This is a genomic window from Clostridium ihumii AP5, assembly GCF_000612845.1.
Lineage (GTDB): Bacteria > Bacillota > Clostridia > Clostridiales > Clostridiaceae > Clostridium_J > Clostridium_J ihumii.
The window spans coordinates 18,508-42,523 of sequence record NZ_CCAT010000070.1 but is presented as its reverse complement, the minus strand read 5'-3'; the positions used below and the strand labels follow the sequence as shown (position 1 = coordinate 42,523).

At 28.9% G+C, this 24,016-nt stretch carries 17 protein-coding genes, 8 tRNA genes and 1 riboswitch; of the genes, 2 read left to right on the top strand and 23 right to left on the bottom strand.

What is annotated here, in order from left to right; all coding sequences use genetic code 11:
• Positions 1-167: 167 nt before the first annotated feature.
• Entirely contained in the window at positions 168-2,330 is a 2,163-nt protein-coding gene (locus BN346_RS15095) for a Tex family protein (protein ID WP_040329707.1), read from the bottom strand.
• Positions 2,331-2,631: 301 nt separating this feature from the next.
• Between BN346_RS15095 and BN346_RS15090 the strand changes: the two genes are divergently transcribed.
• Positions 2,632-4,008 carry a M28 family metallopeptidase gene (locus tag BN346_RS15090; protein ID WP_051540443.1) on the top strand — a complete coding sequence of 459 codons (1,377 nt, stop codon included), beginning with the start codon at positions 2,632-2,634 and terminating at the stop codon, positions 4,006-4,008.
• Between the two features lie 44 nt (positions 4,009-4,052).
• Here BN346_RS15090 and prfB read toward each other — a convergent pair.
• The 16 genes from prfB to BN346_RS15010 all read right to left on the bottom strand — a co-directional run bounded on the left by prfB (position 4,053) and on the right by BN346_RS15010 (position 17,004).
• Positions 4,053-5,157 (bottom strand): peptide chain release factor 2 gene (gene prfB / locus BN346_RS15085; protein WP_187372143.1). Its coding sequence is split into 2 segments (ribosomal slippage): positions 4,053-5,078 and positions 5,080-5,157, totalling 1,104 coding nucleotides; the frame shifts between segments, so codons are not numbered across the junction.
• A 166-nt stretch (positions 5,158-5,323) separates the two neighbouring features.
• On the bottom strand, positions 5,324-7,825 hold the full coding sequence (secA, locus tag BN346_RS15080) for a preprotein translocase subunit SecA (RefSeq protein WP_040329705.1): 2,502 nt from the start codon (positions 7,823-7,825) through the stop codon (positions 5,324-5,326).
• A gap of 470 nt (positions 7,826-8,295) precedes the next feature.
• Positions 8,296-8,823: a ribosome hibernation-promoting factor, HPF/YfiA family gene (gene hpf / locus BN346_RS15075; protein ID WP_040329704.1), complete on the bottom strand. Its 528-nt coding sequence runs from the start codon at positions 8,821-8,823 to the stop codon at positions 8,296-8,298.
• A gap of 500 nt (positions 8,824-9,323) precedes the next feature.
• Complete coding sequence (locus BN346_RS15070) at positions 9,324-9,776, bottom strand: ComF family protein (protein WP_158644503.1); 453 nt, start codon at positions 9,774-9,776, stop codon at positions 9,324-9,326.
• 191 nt (positions 9,777-9,967) lie between these two features.
• Positions 9,968-11,005, bottom strand: a complete 1,038-nt coding sequence (locus BN346_RS15065) for a hypothetical protein (RefSeq protein WP_051540442.1) — start codon at positions 11,003-11,005, stop codon at positions 9,968-9,970.
• Positions 10,975-13,191 carry an SF1B family DNA helicase RecD2 gene (gene recD2, locus BN346_RS15060; RefSeq protein WP_040329702.1) on the bottom strand — a complete coding sequence of 739 codons (2,217 nt, stop codon included), beginning with the start codon at positions 13,189-13,191 and terminating at the stop codon, positions 10,975-10,977. Before recD2 ends, BN346_RS15065 begins: the two co-directional genes overlap by 31 nt.
• A gap of 311 nt (positions 13,192-13,502) precedes the next feature.
• Positions 13,503-14,678, bottom strand: a complete 1,176-nt coding sequence (gene metK / locus BN346_RS15055; RefSeq protein ID WP_040329700.1) for a methionine adenosyltransferase — start codon at positions 14,676-14,678, stop codon at positions 13,503-13,505.
• A gap of 267 nt (positions 14,679-14,945) precedes the next feature.
• Positions 14,946-15,047, bottom strand: a riboswitch (SAM riboswitch).
• 427 nt (positions 15,048-15,474) lie between these two features.
• Positions 15,475-15,559, bottom strand: a tRNA-Tyr gene (locus tag BN346_RS15050).
• A gap of 5 nt (positions 15,560-15,564) precedes the next feature.
• Positions 15,565-15,639, bottom strand: a tRNA-Thr gene (locus tag BN346_RS15045).
• Positions 15,640-15,662: 23 nt separating this feature from the next.
• A tRNA-Val gene (locus BN346_RS15040) sits at positions 15,663-15,738 on the bottom strand.
• A gap of 8 nt (positions 15,739-15,746) precedes the next feature.
• A tRNA-Tyr gene (locus BN346_RS15035) sits at positions 15,747-15,831 on the bottom strand.
• A 5-nt stretch (positions 15,832-15,836) separates the two neighbouring features.
• Positions 15,837-15,911: transfer RNA gene (locus BN346_RS15030), tRNA-Thr, on the bottom strand.
• A gap of 24 nt (positions 15,912-15,935) precedes the next feature.
• A tRNA-Val gene (locus BN346_RS15025) sits at positions 15,936-16,011 on the bottom strand.
• Positions 16,012-16,020: 9 nt separating this feature from the next.
• Positions 16,021-16,105, bottom strand: a tRNA-Tyr gene (locus BN346_RS15020).
• Positions 16,106-16,110: 5 nt separating this feature from the next.
• A tRNA-Thr gene (locus BN346_RS15015) sits at positions 16,111-16,185 on the bottom strand.
• A 171-nt stretch (positions 16,186-16,356) separates the two neighbouring features.
• Positions 16,357-17,004 carry a hypothetical protein gene (locus BN346_RS15010; RefSeq protein ID WP_040329699.1) on the bottom strand — a complete coding sequence of 216 codons (648 nt, stop codon included), beginning with the start codon at positions 17,002-17,004 and terminating at the stop codon, positions 16,357-16,359.
• Positions 17,005-17,253: 249 nt separating this feature from the next.
• Between BN346_RS15010 and yyaC the strand changes: the two genes are divergently transcribed.
• Positions 17,254-17,781 carry a spore protease YyaC gene (yyaC, locus tag BN346_RS15005; protein ID WP_040329698.1) on the top strand — a complete coding sequence of 176 codons (528 nt, stop codon included), beginning with the start codon at positions 17,254-17,256 and terminating at the stop codon, positions 17,779-17,781.
• Between the two features lie 95 nt (positions 17,782-17,876).
• Here yyaC and mreB read toward each other — a convergent pair whose 3' ends face one another.
• From mreB to BN346_RS14975, 6 genes are all read right to left on the bottom strand, one after another.
• On the bottom strand, positions 17,877-18,905 hold the full coding sequence (mreB, locus tag BN346_RS15000) for a rod shape-determining protein (RefSeq protein ID WP_040329697.1): 1,029 nt from the start codon (positions 18,903-18,905) through the stop codon (positions 17,877-17,879).
• 94 nt (positions 18,906-18,999) lie between these two features.
• Positions 19,000-19,254, bottom strand: a complete 255-nt coding sequence (spoIIID, locus tag BN346_RS14995; protein ID WP_040329696.1) for a sporulation transcriptional regulator SpoIIID — start codon at positions 19,252-19,254, stop codon at positions 19,000-19,002.
• 118 nt (positions 19,255-19,372) lie between these two features.
• The gene (locus tag BN346_RS14990) at positions 19,373-20,092 is read right to left on the bottom strand and encodes a M23 family metallopeptidase (protein WP_040329695.1); all 720 of its coding nucleotides are present in this window, start codon (positions 20,090-20,092) and stop codon (positions 19,373-19,375) included.
• Between the two features lie 243 nt (positions 20,093-20,335).
• Positions 20,336-21,430, bottom strand: coding sequence for a stage II sporulation protein D (gene spoIID, locus BN346_RS14985; protein ID WP_051540441.1), 1,095 nt, complete (start codon positions 21,428-21,430; stop codon positions 20,336-20,338).
• Positions 21,431-22,039: 609 nt separating this feature from the next.
• Positions 22,040-23,293, bottom strand: coding sequence for a UDP-N-acetylglucosamine 1-carboxyvinyltransferase (gene murA / locus BN346_RS14980; RefSeq protein ID WP_040329694.1), 1,254 nt, complete (start codon positions 23,291-23,293; stop codon positions 22,040-22,042).
• A gap of 26 nt (positions 23,294-23,319) precedes the next feature.
• Positions 23,320-23,991, bottom strand: coding sequence for a hypothetical protein (locus tag BN346_RS14975; protein WP_040329693.1), 672 nt, complete (start codon positions 23,989-23,991; stop codon positions 23,320-23,322).
• Positions 23,992-24,016: the final 25 nt, after the last annotated feature.

Here is a 24,016-nt window from a genome sequence, read left to right as displayed (position 1 = left end):
CTTTTTTTATAATTCTCAATCTAGCATTTCTCACGGTTTTACTAATTTGTAAAAAATATAAATGAATAATTTTTATTTTTACAGTCATTAAATTGATAATTCTTGAAAATTATTTAACATTCTTTTAACAAAAAAATCTATGCAAATTGCATAGATTTTTTTATATTTTATTCTTTTTTCATTGAAAGAGAAATTCTTTTTCTTTTTTCATCAACTTCCATAACTCTAACTTCGACTATATCTCCTACTTTTACTACATCTAATGGGTGTTTTACAAACTTATCACTTAGTTGACTTATGTGCACAAGCCCATCTTGATGAACACCAATATCTACAAATGCTCCAAAATCTGACACATTTCTTACAGTTCCATTTAACATCATGCCTGGTTTTAAATCACTCATTTCAACTATTCCACTTTTTAAAATAGGTTTAGGTAAGTCTTCTCTTGGATCTCTTCCTGGTTTCTTTATTTCTTTTATTATGTCATTTAGTGTAGGAATTCCTATTTCTACTTCCTTTGCAAGTTTCTCCACTCCTATACTATTAATTTTTCCATCTATATCTTTTAAATTATTGTCAGCTATATCTTCTTTTGTATAACCTAATATATCTAATAATTTTTTACAAGCATTATAACTTTCTGGGTGAACTGATGTGTTATCTAGTGGCTCTTTGCTTTCCATTACTCGTAAAAATCCTGCACATTGTTCAAAAGCTTTAGCCCCAAGTCTTTTTACTTTTAATAATTCTTTTCTATTTTTAAATTTTCCGTTTTCTTCTCTATAATCAACAATGTTCTTTGCTATTGTTGAATTTATACCTGAAATATATGAAAGCAATGATGGAGTTGCTACATTTAAATCTACACCAACATTATTTACACAATCTTCAACTACACCTTTTAAAGATTCATCTAATTTTTTAGGTGTAACATCATGCTGATACTGTCCAACCCCTATAGATTTTGGATCTATTTTTACAAGTTCAGCAAGAGGATCTTGAAGCCTTCTACCTATTGATATAGCACCTCTAACAGTAACATCTAAATCTGGATATTCTTTTGTGGCAAGCTCTGATGCTGAGTATACAGATGCTCCAGCCTCTGATACAACTACATAATATATATCTTTGCCTGATTTTTCTTTTACATTTTTAATAACTTCTACTAAAATTTCTTCTGATTCTCTACTTGCTGTTCCATTTCCAAGTGAAATTACATCTACACCATATTTAATTGCCATATCAGTTAAAACTTTTATAGATTCTTTTACTTTAGATTCACTACTTGCTGTTGCATGTACAGTTACATTATCTAAAAACTTTCCTGTTTCATCTAAAACTGCTATTTTACACCCTGTTCTGAATCCAGGGTCAAATCCCATTATTGTCTTACCTTTAATCGGTGAAATCATAAGCAATGCCTTTAAGTTAGCTTTAAATATATCAATTGCCCCAGTTTCTCCTTTATCTGTTAGCTCTGCTCTTATTTCTCTTTCTATTGATGGGTATATTAATCTTTTTAAACTATCCTCTACTGACTTCTCTATATATACATCCGTATTATTATTTCCTTTTAAAGTTTTAGCCTTTAAATATTGTATTATTTTATCATTATCACAAGTAATTTTTACGCTAAGAACTTTCTCTTTCTCTCCTCTATTTATTGCTAATATCCTATGAGCTGGTATTTTCTTTACTTCTTCTTTATATTCATAATACATTTCATAAGGAGTAGTTTCATCTGAAGCTCCCTTTGACTCTAGGAAGCCTTCTCTAAATACTAATGCTCTTATATATTTTCTATAATCTGCTTCATCTGATATTTTTTCACTCATTATATCCATTGCGCCTTGAAGCGCTTCATTTTCATCTTTTACACCCTTTTCATCATCAATGAATTCTTTTGCATATGCCTCTATATTACCTTTATACTCCCCACTAAATATAGCTTCACTTAGTGGCGTTAAGCCTTTTTCCACTGCTATAGTAGCTCTTGTTCTCTTTTTAGGCTTATATGGTCTATAAATGTCTTCAACTTCTGTTAATGTTTCAGACTTATCAAGCGCTATTTTAATTTCTTCTGTTAATTTCCCTTGTTCTTCTATTAATCTTACTACATCTTCTTTTCTTGATTGTAAATTTCTAAGGTAAGTTAATCTTTCAGCAAAATTTCTTAAAACTATATCATCAAGGCCGCCAGTTCTTTCTTTTCTATATCTAGCTATAAAAGGAACTGTATTTCCTTCATCTAACATTTCTATTACATTATTAACTTGATTTTCAGTTAAAGAAAATTCTTTTATTATTTTTTTAATTATAATATCCATTTTTTCCTCCATCTTGTTTTTCATGTATTATTTAACATTAATTTAATTGTTGTTTAATAGTTAATCTATTAATTAATACTATAGTTGAGTTATAACTTTTCATCATTATATACTTTCCAATCATGATAAAATTAAATCTTATTTAACTATACAAGCTCATATCTTTCCTTTACTTTCCAATATAATTTTATCATAAGGCACTCTTTCAAACAATTAATTAAAATTTATTTAATATTATACTACATAAATAAATACACTTATAATATATTGATTAAAATTTATTTTATAGGGGGAATTTAAAATGAATACAACCTTATCAAAAAAATCACATTTCAAAAATGTAATTTATATAATACTACTATGTTTTTGCATTTTCATTACTTTTTTATCTATTTATTATTTTCATAAACATAATCACACATATAAATTTAGCTCTGATGTAGCTAAAGAATATACTAAATACTTATCCTCTGATGAATTAGAAGGTCGGCTTCCTGGAACAGAAGGTAATAAAAAAGCTTGTGATTATGTTGAAAATCACTTTAAGTCACTAGGATTAGAACAGTTTGATGGTTCATATGAAAATCCTTTTGATATGGAGTATCCTAAACTTCTAGATTTTAAACCTAAATTTACAATCACTAAAGATAATAATAACTTGGAATTAATATATGGAACAGACTATATGGATAATGGTTCTAATTATGATATAAATGAATTAACTTTTATATCTAAAGATATAACTGAATCTAAAGAATTTAGTTTTGTTATAAGCAAAAATAATTCACTATTACAAATCATTGCTCACGATCCTATAGATTCCAGATATTCTTATTGTAAAGATTTTAAATATGATTTAAGTGTTTCCGTATCATTTGAAATGTTTAAAAAATTAAAAACCGATCTTAACAATGGAGCATCAGCATATATTCATATTCCTTTCAAGCCTGAAAATGCAACTGTTAACAATATAGTTGGACGTATTAAGGGAAAAGATTCTTCAAAAAGCCCTGTAATATTTTCTTGTCATTTAGACCATGTTGGAACGGATTCTTTAGGAAATATTTATAATGGTGCACTTGATAATGCCTCTGGAACTGGTTTTATTATGGAATTTTCTAAGTATGTAAAATCTCTAGGAACACCTAATCGAGATATTTTATTTGTTGCATTTAATGGTGAAGATTCAGGTCTTTTAGGTTCAAAAGCTTTTGCAGACAAATATGCAGATAAATTTAAAGATAGCACAGTTTACAACTTTGATATGATTGGTGGTTTCAACAATAATGAACTTCGTCTAGTAGGTAGTGCTGGAGATACAAAAAATACTGAGCCTATAAAAAGTCTTAGTAAGATAGCAGAAAAGCAAAAAGCATACTTTAATTATGACTTTGTTCCGTTCAGTGATCATGATCCATTTAGACAACATAATATTGCAGCTGTAACCTTTTGCGATAATGACGATGTAAGAATACACAAACCATTGGACACAATAGATTTCATAGATACCAAATCTATTGATAGAGCATTTTTTATAATATCTGAAGAAATTAATAATAAATATTATACTAAAAATATTTTTTCTGAATACTCATTAGTTTTCCTTATTGCTGGAGGTTTATCATCAACTCTTTTCATTATTCTTATAATTAAGAATAACAAAAAAAAGGTTTCTTAATTATAGAAAAAAGGTCGTAAAATTTATTTTACGACCTTTTTTATCTATTTTAAAGTATTTAAATATCCTGTTATAAATTCATCAATTTCACCATCCATAACAGCATTTATATTGGCTGTTTCTATACCTGTTCTATGATCTTTAACAAGGTTATATGGATGAAATACATATGAACGTATTTGACTTCCCCAACCATTGTCTTTTACTTCACCAGCTAAATCTTCTATTTTTTCCTTATGCGCCTGTTCTTTTAAATCTACAAGTTTTGATTTAAGCATTTTCATTGCATAATCTTTATTTGTATGCTGACTTCTTTGATTTTGGCATTGAACTACTATTCCTGTTGGAATATGAGTTATTCTAATGGCTGATTCTGTTTTGTTTACATGTTGTCCTCCAGCACCACTAGATCTATAAGTGTCAATTTTTAAATCATCTGATTTTATATCTATATCCTGGCTTTCTGTAAGTTCTGGTAAAACTTCACACCCAGCAAAAGACGTTTGTCTCTTTCCATTTGAATTATATGGTGAAATTCTAACTAATCTATGAACACCTTTTTCAGCTTTTAAATATCCATACGCATATTCACCACTTACCTTTAATGTAACACCCTTTATACCAGCTTCATCTGCTGGTATATACTCTATAACTTCTAATTTAAACCCTTTGCTCTCACAGTATCTAGAATACATTCTATATAGCATTTCAGTCCAATCTTGTGCATCATTCCCACCTACACCTGTATGTAATGCTAATATGGCATTATTTTTATCATATTCGCCACACAAAAGAATTTCTATTTTAAATTTATTTATTATCTCTTCTAAATCTTTAACTTCTTTTTTTATTTCTCTTATACTTTCATTGCTATCTTCTTCTATACTAAGTTCTATTAAAACTTGTATATCCTCAATTCTATCACTAACCTCTTTTATTTTATTTATTCTATCAGAAATGCCTTTAGCTTCTTGAGTTATTTCTTGAGCTTTATTTATATCATCCCAAAAATTAACTTCTTGCATCTTCATTTCTAACTCACTTAATTTTAACTCCATACTAGGGATGTCAAAGAGACACCTTCACTTCTAATAAATTTTGTTTAAGTGAATTTACTGAGTTTAATGCTTCTTCTAATTGTATTATCACTGTACTATACCTTCTTTCTATAGGGTTCCAAGTTCAAATTCCAAATAATCTATTTATTAAATAACGATTTTTGGATTACAGTTTATTCCTATTTGTATATAAATAATAGATAATAAATATAAATTAATATCCATATCTATTATCTATTATCACATATATTTTAAATTTATTTTCCTCTACCACAGCAGTTTTTATATTTATGACCTGAGCCACATGGACAAGGATCATTTCTATTTGGTTCTGCTTTTTTTCTTACTGGTTGATTAGCTTCTTCACTACTATCATTTGTAGCTGTAACTTTTGCTACTCTTTCTCTTTCTGGAGCTTTCTCTATTCTTACATGGAATAAGTATTTAACAGTTTCAACTTTAATGTTTGCTATCATTTCATCAAACATGTCACTACCTTCCATTTGATAAGCTTGAGCTGGATCTTGTTGTTTATAAGCTCTTAGACCTATACCTTGTTTTAAGTGATCCATATCATCTATGTGATCCATCCATTTAGAGTCAACTACTTTTAGAAGAACAACTCTTTCTATTTCTCTCATTTGTTCTGATCCAAATGCTTCTTCTTTTTCATCATATTCTTTATTTGCATACTCTACATATTTAGATATTATTTGTTCATTTGAATCTTTCTCTAAATCTTCAAATGTAAATGTTCCTTTTTCTACAAATAATTCCTCCATGTATGCTATAAGTTTTTTAAGTTCTTCATCGAAAGTATCGTCTACTCCACTAATATGAGCATTAACAGTACTTTCTATAACATCTTGAATCATACCTTTTACTTGTTCTTTTAAGTCTTCACCAGTTAAAACTCTTTCTCTTTGAGAGTATATAATTTCTCTTTGTTTATTCATAACGTCATCATATTTAACAACATTTTTTCTAACATCAAAGTTGTTTCCTTCAACTTTCTTTTGAGCACTTTCAATGGCATTACTTACCATTTTGCTTTCAATTGCATCTTCATCAGTTAATCCAAGTTTTTCAACTACTGAAGCTAATCTCTCTGAACCGAATATTCTCATTAAATCATCTTCTAATGATATATAGAATCTTGATTCTCCTGGGTCTCCTTGACGACCAGCACGTCCTCTAAGCTGATTATCTATACGTCTAGATTCATGTCTTTCAGTACCTATTATTTTTAATCCGCCTAAATCAACTACGCCTTCACCAAGTTTTATATCAGTACCACGTCCAGCCATGTTAGTTGCTATAGTTACTACGCCTTTTTGTCCAGCACCTGCAACTATTTCCGCTTCTTTTTCATGATATTTAGCATTTAATACTTGGTGTGGCACTCCTTTTTTCTTAAGCATATAAGAAAGTATTTCTGACTTTTCTATGCTTACTGTACCAACTAATACTGGTTGACCCTTTTCATGAGTTTCTTTTATATCTTCAACTATTGCATTGTACTTTCCTGATACTGTTTTATATACAGCATCTGGTTTATCCATTCTTTGAACTGGTTTGTTAGTTGGAATTACAATAACATCTAGTCCATATATCTCTCTAAACTCCTCTTCCTCTGTTAAAGCTGTACCAGTCATACCTGCTAACTTTTGGTACATTCTAAAGTAATTTTGGAATGTAATTGTTGCTAAAGTTTTAGATTCTTTTTCTACTTTTACATTTTCTTTAGCTTCTATAGCTTGGTGAAGTCCATCACTATATCTTCTACCTTCCATAAGTCTTCCTGTAAACTCATCAACTATAACAACTTCGCCATCTTTTACTATATAGTCTTTTTCATTTTTCATCATGTAATTTGCTTTTAACGCTTGAACAACATGGTGTTGTATTGTCATATTTTCTTGGTCTGCATAATTCTCAACATGGAAATATTTCTCTGCTTTTTCAACACCTGCATCAGTTAACATAACTGAGTTTGCTTTTTCATCTATTGTATAATCTTCCTCTAATAATGATTTTACAAAGAAATCTGCAACCTTATAAAACTCTGTAGATTTTTCTCCCTCTCCAGATATTATAAGTGGTGTTCTAGCTTCATCTATTAATATTGAGTCAACCTCATCCACAATAACATAGTGTAATTGTCTTTGAACTTTTTCTTCTTTATAAATAACCATGTTATCTCTTAGGTAATCAAATCCAAATTCATTGTTTGTTCCATATGTTATATCTGCATTGTATTGTTCTTGTTTCTCAGCTTGGCTTTGTCCATGTACAATAACTCCAACTGTAAGTCCTAAAAACTCATGTACTCTTCCCATCTCATCTCTATCTCTTTTAGCAAGATAGTCATTAACAGTGATTACGTGAACACCTTCTCCTGTTAACGCATTTAAATAAGCAGGAAGTGTTGCAACTAATGTTTTACCTTCTCCTGTTTTCATTTCAGCAATTCTTCCTTGATGAAGTATAATTCCACCAATAAGTTGAACATCATAATGTCTCATTCCTAAAACTCTTTTTGATGCTTCTCTAACTACTGCAGCAGCTTCTGGTAATATTTGCTCTAATGTTTCTCCATTTTTTAATCTTAATTTAAACTCTTCTGTTTTTCCTCTTAATTCTTCATCGCTTAATGGCTCTACAGTTGGTTCTAACTCATTTATTTTTTTTATTGTAGGCATTATACGTTTTATTTCTCTATCACTATATGTTCCAAAAATTTTATCAAAAAGTTTCATACCTTTTCCTCACTCTTTCATACTAAATAAAATATTAAAAATTCAATTGTTCCATTTTATACAAAATTATATATCAAACTTCTCATATAACTCATATTAGGCTTTATTGTAATTTTTAATACATATTTTTGTTTTTATCTTTTATATTAACTTCTAGTAAATTCTTTATTAAAATTAAGATAACATTCTATTTTCATCTTAATTTGCACTTTAAAATTATATCATTTATTTCATATTCCTTCAACTTAATATATATCCATGTATCGACAAAATTAGGCCTTTTCAAATTATATAAACTTAATTACCTTATTCTTCGTTTTTATCATGTATTTTTTTCATTTTTTTATATTAATATGTTTTTATCGAGAATATATTTACAAACACACTTTAAATTGCATTAAAGTTTTATACAAAACTAAAAGTAGTGCTAAATTTAGCACTACTTTCTAATTTTATATAAATTTTAAATCTTAAAATTCTTGTTCTATTAAACCATAATTTCCATCTTTTCTTTTATAAAGAACATTCACTGCTGATGTTCTAGCATCTTTGTAAACAAAGAAATCATGTCCTAGCAACTCCATTTGTAGTATAGCTTCTTCTTCTGACATTGGCTTTGGTGCAAATCTTTTTGTTTTTACAATCCTTGGTTCCTTATCATCTTCATATTCACTATCATCTATATTATTAAAATTAATTATTGAATTCTGAACTCTTCTTTGTAATTTAGTTTTTTGTTTTCTTATTTGACCTTCTAATTTATCTAACACTAAATCTATAGCTACATACATATCTCCTTTTCTTTCCTCTGCTCTAAGTGTCACTCCATTAAATGGGATAGTAACTTCTACTCTATGATTATTTTTTTCAACACTAAATGTTGCTGTAGCCTGAACCTCTTGTGAAAAATACTTATCTAATTTGGATAATTTTTTTTCAATTGTCTCCTTTAATGCAGTTGTAATTTCTATGTTTTTTCCTATTGATTTTACTTTCATAATAGTACAACCCCTTTCTAGAGCTGGAAAGCATTTTAAATGCTTACTTGCAGTGTTTATTGTATTTATATTTTAATGTTATTATTGACTATTTTCAAATTAATATTTCTTAAAATTTAGAAAGTTTTGCACAATCATTCTTGTTTATTTCATTCTATCTATGTTTTTTTTTAATTTTACTATAAAAGTTGTGAAATGATTTTTTTCATCCTATATGTTATAATATAATAGTTGGGTTAATTTTATGCATAAAAAAACTCTATACTTTCGTATAGAGTTTTTTTATAAGTTGCTTGACCTGGTCTTTGACCCCACACTCGCCTGCTGGAGGTTTCGCTACCCAGATTGATCCTCTCACTACTAACCCTCTCGCTTTATAAAGCGGCAGGACTTACTTCTAAGCCGCACCATGCTCATTAAAACTTTGTTTAACTTACGTGGATCGTTTTGCCTGCGACTGGCATCGACTTTCAACCACAAACACAACTTACCGTTTTATATTACACTATACTTTTACTTGCCGTCAAGATATATATTTTTCTAATTTCACACTTTTTTAATTCATCTACACAATTAATTACAGTTGCACCAGTAGTTATTACATCATCAACAAGTAGTATTGAATTATACTTTTTAGCCTTTTTTTCATATACAAAGGAACCATTTATATTGTTCCATCGTTCACTAGAACTTAGCCCTATTTGATCTTTAGTTATTCTTTTCTTTTTAATTAATCTAACACAAGGCTTATTTAATTTTCTTGCTAAAAATTCAGCTATAACCTTTGAGTGATTAAAACCTCGTCTATTTTCATCTCTTTTTGCCATTGGCACAAAAGTGACTACATCTATTGAAAGTTTTTTATTTAAAATTAGTTTTTCCATATAATCTGCAATTATACTAGCTGCATTAAAATTTTTATTATATTTTAATGCTATAACAATATCTCTCATTGCCTTTTTATGAGTTGCTATTGAGTAATATTTGTACAAATTCTTGTTATGCTCAATGCTGAAAGAAGAATTTAAAAATTCTATATTTTTTTCACATTTTCTGCACAAATTCCTAGTGCTATAACATCCACAAACTACGCACTTTTCATCATTTGGATAAACAACATTCAAAAAACTATTAATTATAAATTCTAAAGTTTTAAAAATCCATCTTCCCAACCTTTCTTATTTAAATTTCTCATTATGGATTTAGCTTTTTCTATATCCTTAGTTTCTTCTTTACATAAAAATATAACTTCTTTTTTAAAGTTAGATCTTATTCTTTCAACTTTACTTGTTATGTAGATAAGTTTTTTGTAATTAAAAAAATAATCATCCGCAAAAAATACCATTACATTTAAATTGTCTAACTCATCATCATAAGATTCATGATAATCATTAGTTATTATTATTCCATTTTGAGATTCTAAAAATTTTTTTATAGAACTTTTGTCTTTTTTTCCATTTATATAATAAAAAATATCAGTAATTATTTTATCTCTTATTTCATAAATATATCGATACACATTAATAACCCTAACGCTATCTGGAACATATATTATAGTTTTCTTATTACTTTGTACTGACCAAATCAAATAATCATATGCTACTAATGGTAAATCATTTTTCATATTTATTTTTGTACTTATTACTCGTGGTTCTATTAGCGGAATGTTTTTCTCATTATATGGAAAATATATAGTGTCTGCTTTTTCAAAAACTGATTCTACTGAGTATGATATAGCTGTACCAAATTGACTAACTAGCTTCAATAAAATGAGTTCGATACTTCTTCCATTTTGACTTGGCATATATCCAAGTTCATCATATATAACCAAGTCATATTTGTACTCTAAGTATAAACTTCTATTGTAATCTGCTAAATTAAGCTTTCCACGTACTTCTTTGCCATTATCATCTAAATATATATAATTTTTTTTTTCTAAATACTTTAATATTTCTATTCTATCTTGTTTTTCATTAGTAATATATAAAACGCTTTTACCATTTTCAATGCAATATTTAATTGAATCTAAAAAAATTATTGATGTATTATAAAAATATGACACAATATTAACTCTATCCACTTTTTCCTTAACATTTTCTAAAATATCTTTACTTACAGATTCCTTGCCTCTAGTTATTTTTTTCTCTTTAATTAAGTGCCAAAAATTTCTTTTATTCTCCATTTCAAACCTGAATACCTTTCAAATATTCTATCATTATCTTTCATAAATGCTACTGCATTTAATTCCCCAACTAAAACCACTAATTGTTTTGCTCTAGTCACACCTGTATATAAAAGATTTCTATTCATAAGCATTGGTGGCCCCATATACATCGGTATTATAACTACTGGAAATTCACTTCCTTGACTTTTATGAATTGTCACTGCATATGCTAAAGTTAATTCGTCTAAGTACATATCTTCATATTCAACAGTTTTATCATCTTCAAACATTACAATAACTGTATTTTTATCATCATTTATATCTATTACATATCCAACATCACCATTAAATATACCTGTTCCTGAAATTTCAGTAAGTAATGTACTTTCTTTTTTAGTCCATGCAAGGTTATAATTATTTTTAGTTTGCATAACCTTATCACCAACTCTAAATATTATATCTTTTATCTGTTTTTCTTTCTTTGATTTTAATTTTGGATTTAAAATTTTCTGAAGTTCAATATTCAAATTATCTACTCCAACTTCACCTTTTTTCATAGGAGATAATATTTGAATATCCCTTATTTTATCCCATGATTTATTAAATTTAGGCAGCCTTGTGTTTATTAAAGAAATTATTAATTCTAAAGTCCCTTGTCTATTTTCACCTTTTAAAAAGTAAAAATCACTTCCCTTAGAATTTAAAATAGGCATTTTACCATCATTTATTAAGTGAGCATTTACTGTTATCATACTTTCTTTACCTTGCCTAAATATCTCATTTAGTCTTACAGTTTTAACCACTTCACTCTCTATTATATCTCTTAATACATTTCCGGGACCTACTGATGGTAATTGATCCACATCTCCAACTAATATAAGTCTAGTTCCTATAAATATAGACTTCATCAGTGTATTCATTAAATTTATATCTATCATTGATGCCTCATCTATAATTAAAACATCACATTCTAACTTTTTATCTTTAAATTCCTCTATTTCTTCATCTTCTTCACCAGCTCCCATTTCCAAAAGCCTATGAATAGTCTTTGCTTCTCTTCCTGTTGCTTCACTCATTCTTTTAGCAGCCCTTCCTGTTGGTGCCGCCATATTAACTTTCATTCCATATTTTTCAAATATACTTACTATACAATTTATTATAGTAGTTTTACCTGTACCCGGACCTCCTGTTATAACCTCTATTCCATTCATCATAGCGCCTTCAATTGCTTCCCGTTGAGACTTCGCTAATTTTATTTCTTCATTATTTTCAAATTCTTTAATTTCATTTTTATAATCTATTTCTAATTCATCATAACTAGTAGTGCATAATTGAACTAATTTTTTCGTTACCCCCATCTCAGCATAAGCATATTGAATTGTAAATACGCACTCGGTATCTTCTATGTTTTCAATTTTTATTTTTCCATCTAAAATACTTTCTCTTATAGCCGTATCTATTATTCCTTCTTCTACTTCAAGATTCTCCTTACACTTATTTATAAGCTTATCTAATGGCATATATGTGTTTCCTAACAAACAAAATTCATTAATTATATATCTAAGTCCACTCTTAACTCTAAAAAGTGAACTCTTCTCTACACCTAATTTCATAGCTATTCTATCTGCTATTTTAAAACCTATTCCCGAAATCTCTTCAGTTAAAACATATGGATTTTCTTTTACTATAGATATAGAACTTGCTCCAAACCTTTTATATATTTTCATACACTGATTTGCACTAACGCCATAAGTCTGAAAGAATATCATTATATCCCTTAATTCTATTTGAGATGAGTATGACTTCATTATAAGATCTATTTTCTTTTTCCCAATTCCATTTATTTCTCTTAATCTTCCTATATCTTTATCTAAAATTTCTAAAGTTCTCTCACCAAAAAAATCTACTATTTTCTTTGCAGTAACAGGTCCAATACCAGAAATAACTCCACTGCACAAGTATTTTTCTATACCAATTTTGCTCGTAGGCAACACTTCACTTATAGATTCTACTTTTAATTGTTCACCAAATTTATGATGAACAACCCATTCACCAGTTATACTATAGTTATTTCCTTCTTTAACATAAGGTATAATTCCAACTATAGTATGTGTTTTACTACCCTCTTTTATATGTGCAATGGTATATCCATTTTCTTCATTTTTAAATATTATTTCTTCTAATATCCCTGTTAAATCAGCCATAAAAAATCTCTCTCCTAAAAAATAATCTTTTGAAATATTATACCATATATATATTAGCAAACTCAGTTTTAAAATTATGCTTTAATCAAGTTATAACTCATACTATTGTTTTAATCTTATATTTGTACTGTACACCTCTATATTATATCTTATCCATTTTAACTTTGTTACAAACATATAGAAATCTACATTTGAACCTTAAGTTATTCATGTTTAAATTAGGCATTTTAATGTACATTTTTTAAATTGACAATGAACAGTGAATATAAAAAGCATCTCAAAATAATAAATTATTTTGAGATGCTTTTTTATTATAAGTATTTCTTTATTTCATCTACTTTATTTAATTGTTCCCAAGGAAGATTTAGATCGTTTCTTCCAAAGTGTCCATATGCAGCTGTTTGTCTGTATATAGGTCTTCTTAAATCTAATTCTTTTATTATTGCACCCGGTCTTAAATCAAATACTTTTTTAACTATTTCAACAATCTTTTCATTTGATATTTTCTCAGTTCCAAATGTATCTACTTCTATTGAAACTGGATTTGCAACTCCTATTGCATAAGCAACTTCTAATTCTAGTTTATCTGCAACACCAGCCGCAACTAAATTTTTAGCTACCCATCTTGCTGCATAAGCACCTGAACGGTCAACTTTTGTTGAATCTTTTCCTGAGAAAGCTCCACCACCGTGTCTTCCATATCCGCCATAAGTGTCAACTATTATTTTTCTTCCTGTCAAACCAGAATCTCCTTGTGGTCCTCCAATTACAAATTTTCCTGTTGGATTTATATAGTACTTAGTATTTTCATCTAATAATTCTGCTGGAACTACAGCTTTTATTACTAACTCTTGTAAATCCTTTGTTATTTGCTCATGTGTTACATCAGGACAATGTTGAGTTGATATAACTATTGTATCTATTCTTACTGGTGTTTCATCTTCATATTCAACTGTAACCTGTGTCTTTCCGTCTGGTCTTAAATATTCTAATGTACCATCTTTTCTTACTTCTGATAATCTTCTTGCTAATCTATGAGACATAGCTATTGGAAGTGGCATATATTCAGGAGTTTCTTTTGATGCAAATCCAAACATCATTCCTTGATCTCCAGCCCCTACTGCTTCAACTTCTGTCTTCTCTGTTCCTCTATTTTCTATTGAATCATCTACACCTTGTGCTATATCTGGTGATTGTTCATCTATAGATGTTAATACTGAACAAGTTTTATAGTCGAAACCATATTTAGCTCTTGTATATCCTATTTCTTTTATTGTATTCCTAACAACTTTTGGAATATCAACATAGCAATTAGTACTGATTTCTCCCATTACTAAAACCATACCTGTAGTTACTGCTGTTTCACAAGCAACCCTAGCATTTGGGTCTTTCTCTAAAATACTATCTAATACTGCATCTGAAATTTGATCGCATATTTTATCTGGATGTCCTTCTGTTACTGATTCTGATGTAAATAATCTTCTCATTACTATTCCCTTCCTTCTCTCTCTTAAAATTTGTTAATAGTTTTAAATCAATTATGCTTGTATTCATATGTTAATTGTTAGTTTCTAACGTGTATCTTTTTATTATTTAATGAATACAAGATATGTTGCATTATTGCCACATATGTATAAATATATTTCACACAATAATTTTAAACTTGAATTTATTACTGATTTCTTATCTTTTGCACAATAATGTATAAAAAAAACCTCTTCGATAAGAAGAGGTGAAAATTTCTATTATCCACTTTCTTATCTTGCAGAAAACTCTGCAGGAATTGGCACCTTAGTGCTTAGCACCGGTTGCCGGGTTTCATAGGGCCTTTTTCCCTCCACCTCTCTTGATAAGAGTTACAGTATTAAATTTATATTGTAATATTATCACCTTGCAAATTTATTGTCAACATGAATATTATGAAAACATTGTAAATAACATTAATTAAATTTATCCACAAATTGAAAATTAATTTTTGAATTTATCCACAATCTATCATTTTATCAACAATATATATTGTTCCAAGCTAAAATTTAAAATGATAGATTTATCAAATAATGCAACTAAATTTACAGTTTATTGCTATTCTCATGTTTGGAACCAAGTAAGAAGTAAAAGTGAATAGTGAAAAGTTATGGTTGATAATTAAAATTTGATTTTTTTAAATATACTTTATCTTAGACAACTAACTCCCTATGTAATATTTATATCAATCATAGATTTAGTGGTTGAAATTATGAGTCAAAAATAAAAACACCTTAATTTTCACTAAGGTGTTTTATATGGTGGAGGAGGACGGATTCGAACCATCGAAACGAAACGTAACAGATTTACAGTCTGCCCCCTTTGGCCACTCGGGAACTCCTCCATTTATGGAGCTGGCAATAGGAATCGAACCTACAACCTGCTGATTACAAGTCAGCTGCTCTACCGTTGAGCCATGCCAGCATATTTTTAGTTTTAAAGTTTTATGGTGGTCACAACAGGGTTCGAACCTGTGACCCTCTGCTTGTAAGGCAGATGCTCTCCCAGCTGAGCTATGCGACCTAAGTATATGGTGGAGGAGGACGGATTCGAACCATCGAAACGAAACGTAACAGATTTACAGTCTGCCCCCTTTGGCCACTCGGGAACTCCTCCACTTATGGAGCTGGCAATAGGAATCGAACCTACAACCTGCTGATTACAAGTCAGCTGCTCTACCGTTGAGCCATGCCAGCATATTTTTTAGTTTTAAAGTTTTATGGTGGTCACAACAGGGTTCGAACCTGTGACCCTCTGCTTGTAAGGCAGATGCTCTCCCAGCTGAGCTATGCGACCTTAAATATATGGTGGAGGAGGACGGATTCGAACCATCGAAACGAAACGTAACAGATTTACAGTCTGCCCCCTTTGGCCACTCGGGAACTCCTCCACTTATGGAGCTGGCAATAGGAATCGAACCTACAACCTGCTGATTACAAGTCAGCTGCTCTACCGTTGAGCCATGCCAGCATATTTTTTAGTTTTTCGAAGCCGCCACAACTTCGACAAGGATTATTTTATATTTTTAGCGAGCTTTTTTCAAATCCAAATTACCTTATATAACTGATTTATATTTGTTTTTATCTATATTGCTATTTTTTTCTTCATTTTTCTAACTTTCTCTTATTTTTTAATTTAATTTTAATATTCTTCTACTCTTCTTATATCAACATAATCAGACATAATTTCTTTAGTTTCTTCCATTTCATCATTAGATAAATATTTTTCTAGAACATTCATTATTTTTCTCACTCCTGCTCTTTGATTTGTATAACTTAAATATTCCTCTAAATTATCATATTCTTTTTTAGGTACTTTAGAAAAGTACTTCATCAATTTTGTTTTTTCTTGTAAAGATAATGCACTCACTATTTCATCTGGCTCTTTTTTTATAACATGCTTATTTAACTCATTTTCTCTTTTATTATATGTGTCAAACTCTACATTTAATTCTTCTTCCGTTACCTCATAGTCTTCTAAACTATAATCTTTCATAAGTTCTTTATTTTTATTTTCAATATACCAACGCCTTGATTCATTCGCTTTTTCATCTATGTTTTCCTTTGTATCATCACTTTTTTTTATTTCATTATCATTATTGATTTGCTTATTTTTTTCTATAACATCATCAACATTTACTACTTGATTTTTTTCATCATAATTCAAAATTTTTTCATTGTAAGCCACATCTATATTATTAGATTCTATACAACTTTTTTTTACATTCAACATTGTAGTAATACTAACTATTGTTGTTAAAATTACAATCATTAAATATATTTTTCTCATTTAAACAAACTCTCCCTCACATCAATTTTCTTTATAATTATTAACTCATAATTCTTTATATATTCAATAATTTTAAATAAAAATTTGAAAGTTTATATTTTAATAATCACTTTCCTTTTTTTTGCATATATATTATTAAGTGCATTTTTTATTTTTATTATTTATATAAAATTAAAAATTATTACATTTATTTTGAAATAAATTTTACTATTCAATCTTAAAATTATTGAAGTTTAGGAGGTGCAATAGGTGACTAGAATAAAGACGCATTTCAAAAGTCCCCTAGCATATTATAGATTAGCTAATTTTATTAAAGATTATATTGACAAAGATACAATTATTATTTGTATTGGTACAGATAGATGTATCGGCGACTGCTTAGGACCTTTAGTTGGAACACAATTAATTGATAACCATTTCCCGCTTCCTGTATACGGGACTATTTCTGAGCCTATTCATGCTTTAAACTTAGAAAGTAAATTATCTGAGATAAAAACTAAACACCCTTACTCCAAAGTTGTTGGAATAGATGCTTGTTTAGGTCCATATTCTAGTATAGGAGAAATTCAAGTTAGAGATTTTGCCATAAACCCCGGTAAAGGTGTTGGAAAACTATTACCTCCTGTTGGTGATATTTCATTAATAGGCATAATAGACTCCAGTGAAGATAATGAACTTTTTACTAGTCGTAACATACGCCTTAACTTAGTTATGCAATTATCGAAAGTTATAACACATTCCCTATTTCATGCTTATTATTTAGCTTTTAATATATAGTTATTTATCATTGCATTTTATTATAATATAAAACACAGAACTACATATGTATAATAAATATTACACATGTAGTTCTGTGTTTTTATTTTGATATCTTAATAAAATGATAAATCTTGACCGCTAAATCCTTCACCCATTTTATCTATAAAGTCTAATGCTTTGCCAGTTCCTATAGCTACACATGAAATTGAGTTTTCTGCTATGTATACTGGAACTTTAGTATATTCTTCAATTAATTTATCTAGTCCATCTAAAAGTGCACCACCACCAGTCATAACAATTCCTTTTTCTGCTATATCAGCAGCTAATTCAGGTGGAGTTTTTTCTAAAACAGCATGAGTACATTCAGCTATAGCAGATACAGCTTCTTGTAATGCTTCTCTCATATCTTTTGAATTAACACTTATATTTTTAGGAAGTCCTGTAATTAAATCTCTTCCTCTTATTTCCATATCCATTTCTTCATCTTTTTTATATGCTGATCCTATATTTATCTTTAAATCTTCTGCTGTTCTTTCACCTATCATTAATTTATATTTTTTTCTTATGTATTTAATGATTGCATCATCAAAATTATCGCCAGCAACTTTAATTGATTCTCTTACAACCATTCCGCCTAATGATATAACTGCTATATCAGTAGTTCCTCCGCCAATATCTATAACCATGTTTCCACTTGCTTTAGATATATCTAATCCTGCACCGATTGCTGCTGCTAATGGTTCTTCTATTAAGAAAACATTCTTTGCTCCAGCATTTCTTGTTGCATCTTCAACAGCTCTTCTTTCTACTTCTGTAGACTCACATGGAACACAAACTACTACTCTTGGAGCAGCTTTTTTCTTTCCACAAGCCTTTTTAATAAAATGTTCTAACATTTTCTCTGTTATATCATAATCTGAAATTACGCCATTTCTAAGTGGACGTATTGCTACTATGTTACCTGGAGTTCTTCCTATCATTCTTCTAGCTTCTTCTCCAACTGCTAAAACCTTGTTAGCTGTTTTTTCTATAGCTACAACTGAAGGCTCCTTTAATATAACTCCATTACCTTTCATATAAACTAGTACTGTTGCTGTACCTAAATCTATACCCATGTCCGTTCCCATACCGAAAAAAAACATAATAAAATTCACTCCTGATCTTTCGTATTTTTATTGCATATAAGACATACATACCATATTAATCCTATACTATATCATTATAATACGAAAAATTTTATCCTTCAATTGTTTTATATTTCATTTTAGTTGCTCTTCCACCTCTTATGTGCCTTTCAGCCTTATTTAAATCTAATATTGTTTTTGCCTGTTCAGCAACTTGAGCATTTATTTTGGGCAGTCTTTCTGTCATATCTTTGTGTATTGTACTTTTACTTACACCAAATACTGATGCTGTCTTTCTTATGGTAGCTTGTGATTCAATTATATATTTTGCAACTTCCATTACTCTTTCTTCGATGTAGTCCTTCAAAGTAGTGGCCTCCTTAATCCTTCTATAGTTTATAAATATGCTAATTTAATCATATAAATTACATTTAATATATTATGGATAAGCCATTTTCTTTTAGAAAATGGCTTTTTCATAATTGCTACTTTTTGTAACTTACATATTTACTTGGATCTATGTGCTCTCCATCTTTTAATACTTCAAAGTGTAAGTGTGTGCCATAATCCTCATAAGCAAAAGTTGTTGTTTTTCCAACCTTTCCTAATTCTTGGTTTGTTTTTATAGCATCACCTTTTTTTACTGCAACTTTTTCTTGCAAGTTTGAATATACACTTACTAATCCATTTTGATGATCTATTTCAACATAATTTCCTTCTGATGAAATATCTACATTTTTTACTACTCCATCCATCATTGCAACTACTGGAGCACCTTCCTCAACTTTTATATCTAAACCAAAGTGTGGTCTATAATCTTTAGTTGATTTCATATAAACTGGATCTTCTGAATAAGCACGTACTAATTTTCCTTCTACAGGATTTTGTGCTGAACCTTTACCTGTGTTTGATACAGCTGCTGTACCCTTATTATTTTGAACTTGTACTTCTGGAACAGCTTTTAATTCATCTTTATTTACTTGTAATGCATCATTATAAGTTTTGTCTTCTGATATCACACCACTAGTTTTAGAACTGTCAGCTGATTTTTGATTTTGTTCTACCATCGGCAGTTTTGCAACATCCTTTTTATCTTTTGATGTTGTTATTATAGCTACTGTAGCTACTGCACATAAACATACAAATAGAACTACATAAAAGCCTTCTTTCTTAAAAAATTGTTTTAATTTTGATTTATTATCCATAAAAACACCTCCACTAGTATTGTTGTCCTATATTTCAAAGTTAATTCACTTACATACTTATTTTTTTTAATTTTTTTTCGACCTTTTTTTTAAAATTAATCACTTTTTGAGCGCTTTAATCTTCTTTTATTGATATTTTATATGTAAAATACTGTATTTTTTAATTGTTATCAATTATTTGAGTTTCCATTTTTTCGCATAAAAAAGCAGAAGTTCATAAATCACTCCTGCTTTTTATAAGTTCTATTTATTATTCAATTTTTTTATATCAATACCTGTATAATAATGTTTTATTATTTCATCACATTTGCTACCATTTTTAGCCATTGTGTTTGCACCCCACTGACTCATACCAACACCATGTCCAAACCCTATACAATTTACTTCTAGTTCTTCATTCAAAAAATTCAATTCAAAATTTGCTGAGTTAAGTCCATATAAGCTTCTAAATTTAGGTCCGCTTATAACAGCTTTTCCTAGCTTTATTTCCTTCACAGACCCACCTTCACTTCTACTAAGTATTTGAATTTGACTTTTCATATTGCTAGTTACCATATCAGCACTATACTCCATATTTGCTCTTTCAACTATTTTATTATATGGTATTTTTACATTGCTTTTATATCTAGGAGCTTCTTCTTCCCCTTTGCTATCCACGCTTCTTAAGTATGGCAAAGCATTAACAAATACATCTTCTGAGTTTTCTGTTCGTCCTCCACTAGTTGAAAAATAATATGCTCCTTTAGCCAATTCTCCATTGTACGCCATTACTTGACCTTCGGTTGAATTAACAGCTTCCTCTATTTTATTCCAATTCTTAGAACCATTTTGTCCCCATAATTTTACCTTGTTTTCCTTAGACATATATACTTGACAATGAGTAGAGTCACAAAGATCTGCCCCTTTTCCATTTTTACATCCACCACCCATAGCAGTTGTATGTGCTATAGTATATGTTCTTGCTGCAATTGCTTGAGCTTTTAGTGCTTCTACTTCAAAATTTACTGGCATTTCACTACTTATAACACCTTTTATATATTCTTCTAATGGGATTTCTACTACTCTATCTTCCTTTGTTAAATAAACCTTTATTTTATCAACTTTTATATCACTTACCAAATCTTTATTTTCCTTTATAGCTATATTACTTTCTTTTACTTCAGGTTTTTTTATATTTAAGGACGCTGTTTGTTTGCCATCATTGCATCCAAGTATAAAGTATGTAGATGCTAATAAAAATATTAAACCTATAATTATAAAAGTTAATATTGAAATAATTTGAGATGCTGCCTTTTCACTTATTCCACTAAAGCCTATTCTACCTTTGAAATTACTCATTTTATCATCCTTTCAGTTAAGTATATTTATAGGATGTTAAATCTATTTTTAACTTTAATCCCTATATAAGGTTCCAAGGTCAAATTAAAAATAATCTCTTTATTAAATGATACTCTTAAGCTTACAGTTTATTCTATTATCATGTTTGGAACCAATTAACAATTAACAGTTAGCAATTAACAATGATGGTTAATATTATTCACTTCGCTTTTAATATTTTTGAATAGAAGTCCATAAAAACTAAGTTTTTATATAATCCTTAAATAATTTGTTGTACAAATTATTTTAAAAATCTATTTTTAAAAAAACTGAGCTTTCAGTTTTATCCTTCATTGTTAATTGTTCATCGTTAATTGTTAATTTTGGTACAACACTTTAATTTCTTATTTATCAATTAAAACAAAACTAATTTTAAGCTTGATCTTGTATTCCTATAGACTTAATTGTGTATTAATAAGATTAAGTTAAAAAAGTATTTCACATTTTATAACTTGTCCTATATGTAAATTCATATTTCATTTCCTATGAAAATATTACTAATTCCATAAATTAAATTTGAAATATAAAAAATAATAGAGGTGAAAACACCTCTATTGTTGTATATAATTTCTAATTATTTACTCTTTTTATATCTGCACCTAGCTTCTTTAGTTTTTCCTCTATCATTACATATCCTCTATCTATATGATATATATCAACTATAGTTGTCTCTCCCTTTGCACATAAACCAGCTATAATCAAAGCTGCTCCAGCTCTTAAATCGGTAGCTTTAACTTCTGCTCCTGTTAAAAATTCTGTTCCTTCTACTACTGCACATCTACCATCTGTTTTTATATTAGCTCCCATTCTTATTAGTTCTCTAGCTTGCATAAATCTGTTTTCGAACATAGTCTCTGTAATCATACTTGTTCCATCTGCAGTACTTAGTAATGCCATCATTTGAGCTTGCATATCAGTTGGGAATCCTGGGTATGGCATAGTTTTTATATCTACACATTTTATATTTGTATTTCCATTTACTATTAAATCATTATTTTCTACTATTGTCTCAACACCCATTTCTTTTAATTTAGCAATAACAGGCTTCATATATTCCGCATTTGTATTAGTTAACCTTATAGTACTTTTTGTGGCAGCTGCTGCAACCATAAATGTTCCTGCTTCTATTCTATCAAATATAGGGGTATATTCTGATCCATGAAGTTTTTTCACTCCAATTATTTTTATGGTATCTGTTCCTTCTCCATAAATCTTAGCTCCCATAGACTTCAAAAAATTAGCTAAGTCTGTAATTTCAGGTTCTTCTGCTGCATTTTCTATTATAGTCTCACCTTTAGCCAAACATGCAGCCATCATTATATTTTCTGTAGCTCCTACTGATGGAAAATCTAGATATATTTTTGCCCCATGCAATTCATTTGCATTTACTTCAACAAATCCATGCTCAGTTTCTATATCTGCACCTAATGCAGCTAATCCTTTCAAGTGCAAATCTATAGGTCTAGCTCCAATATTGCATCCGCCTGGAAGTGACATTTTAAAATTACCAAATCTAGCCACCATAGCTCCCATTATTAAAAAAGATGCTCTCATCTTTTTTACTAGTTCATTATTAACATTTTTATAGTTTAAGTCAGATGTATCAACTCTAACTACTCCATTATTCTTTGTAACCTTTGCATCAAGCGACTCTAATAATTCACAAAGGACATTAACATCTTCTAGCATAGGTGTATTATTCAAAATACATAAATCAGCACTTAATATAGTCGCTGCTAATATCGGCAATACGGCATTTTTAGCTGAACTTATTTCAACCTCCCCACTTAACTTTTTGCCACCCTTTATTATAAATTTTTCCATATTTCTTCCTCCATAATAGTGCTATTTTAAAAAGCTACAGTTATTTCTGGTATTCCTATAATTATTTCTGATTCACTATTGTAATTCATTATTGCAACTTGAAAATCAAAACTTCCATTTGCAATATTTTTTACATTGTACTTATGAGTATTGCAAATTGTGCTATATCCATTATTTAAATTTACTGTATTGATGTCTGTAGCTCCACTTTTATCTAAAAATTTTAGTATCTTATCATTTATTTCATGATAATCATCATTAATTTTAGATTTGATATATAAGTATTGACTTGTATTATCATTAAAAGCATTTCTTAAAATGCTTTTTAAAAGTTCTGTATTATTTTTATCTGTTTTTTGATTAATACTTATCTTAATTTTATTAGCATCTATCCTTTGTATATTTCCATTAATATTATCTATGTCAAACTGCAAATAATCAGTTGTACTGCTAACTATTTTTTCATTGTTTATTGGGTTATTGAACTGAAAAGCTTTTTTTAAATTGTTATAGCATGATTGTAAACTCTCATCATTAATGAAAGTAGATTCTATACCAACCTCTTCTATTTTTGCACTTGATATCTTTAAAATTTCTTTATAAATATCTAGATTTTCACTTGCAACGCTTTCCTTAAATTGAAAAGTATTTATTAATACTATAAATAGTATAATTCCAAACGTTATTATTTTTCTCATAAAACTCTCCCCCTTAACTATTTGA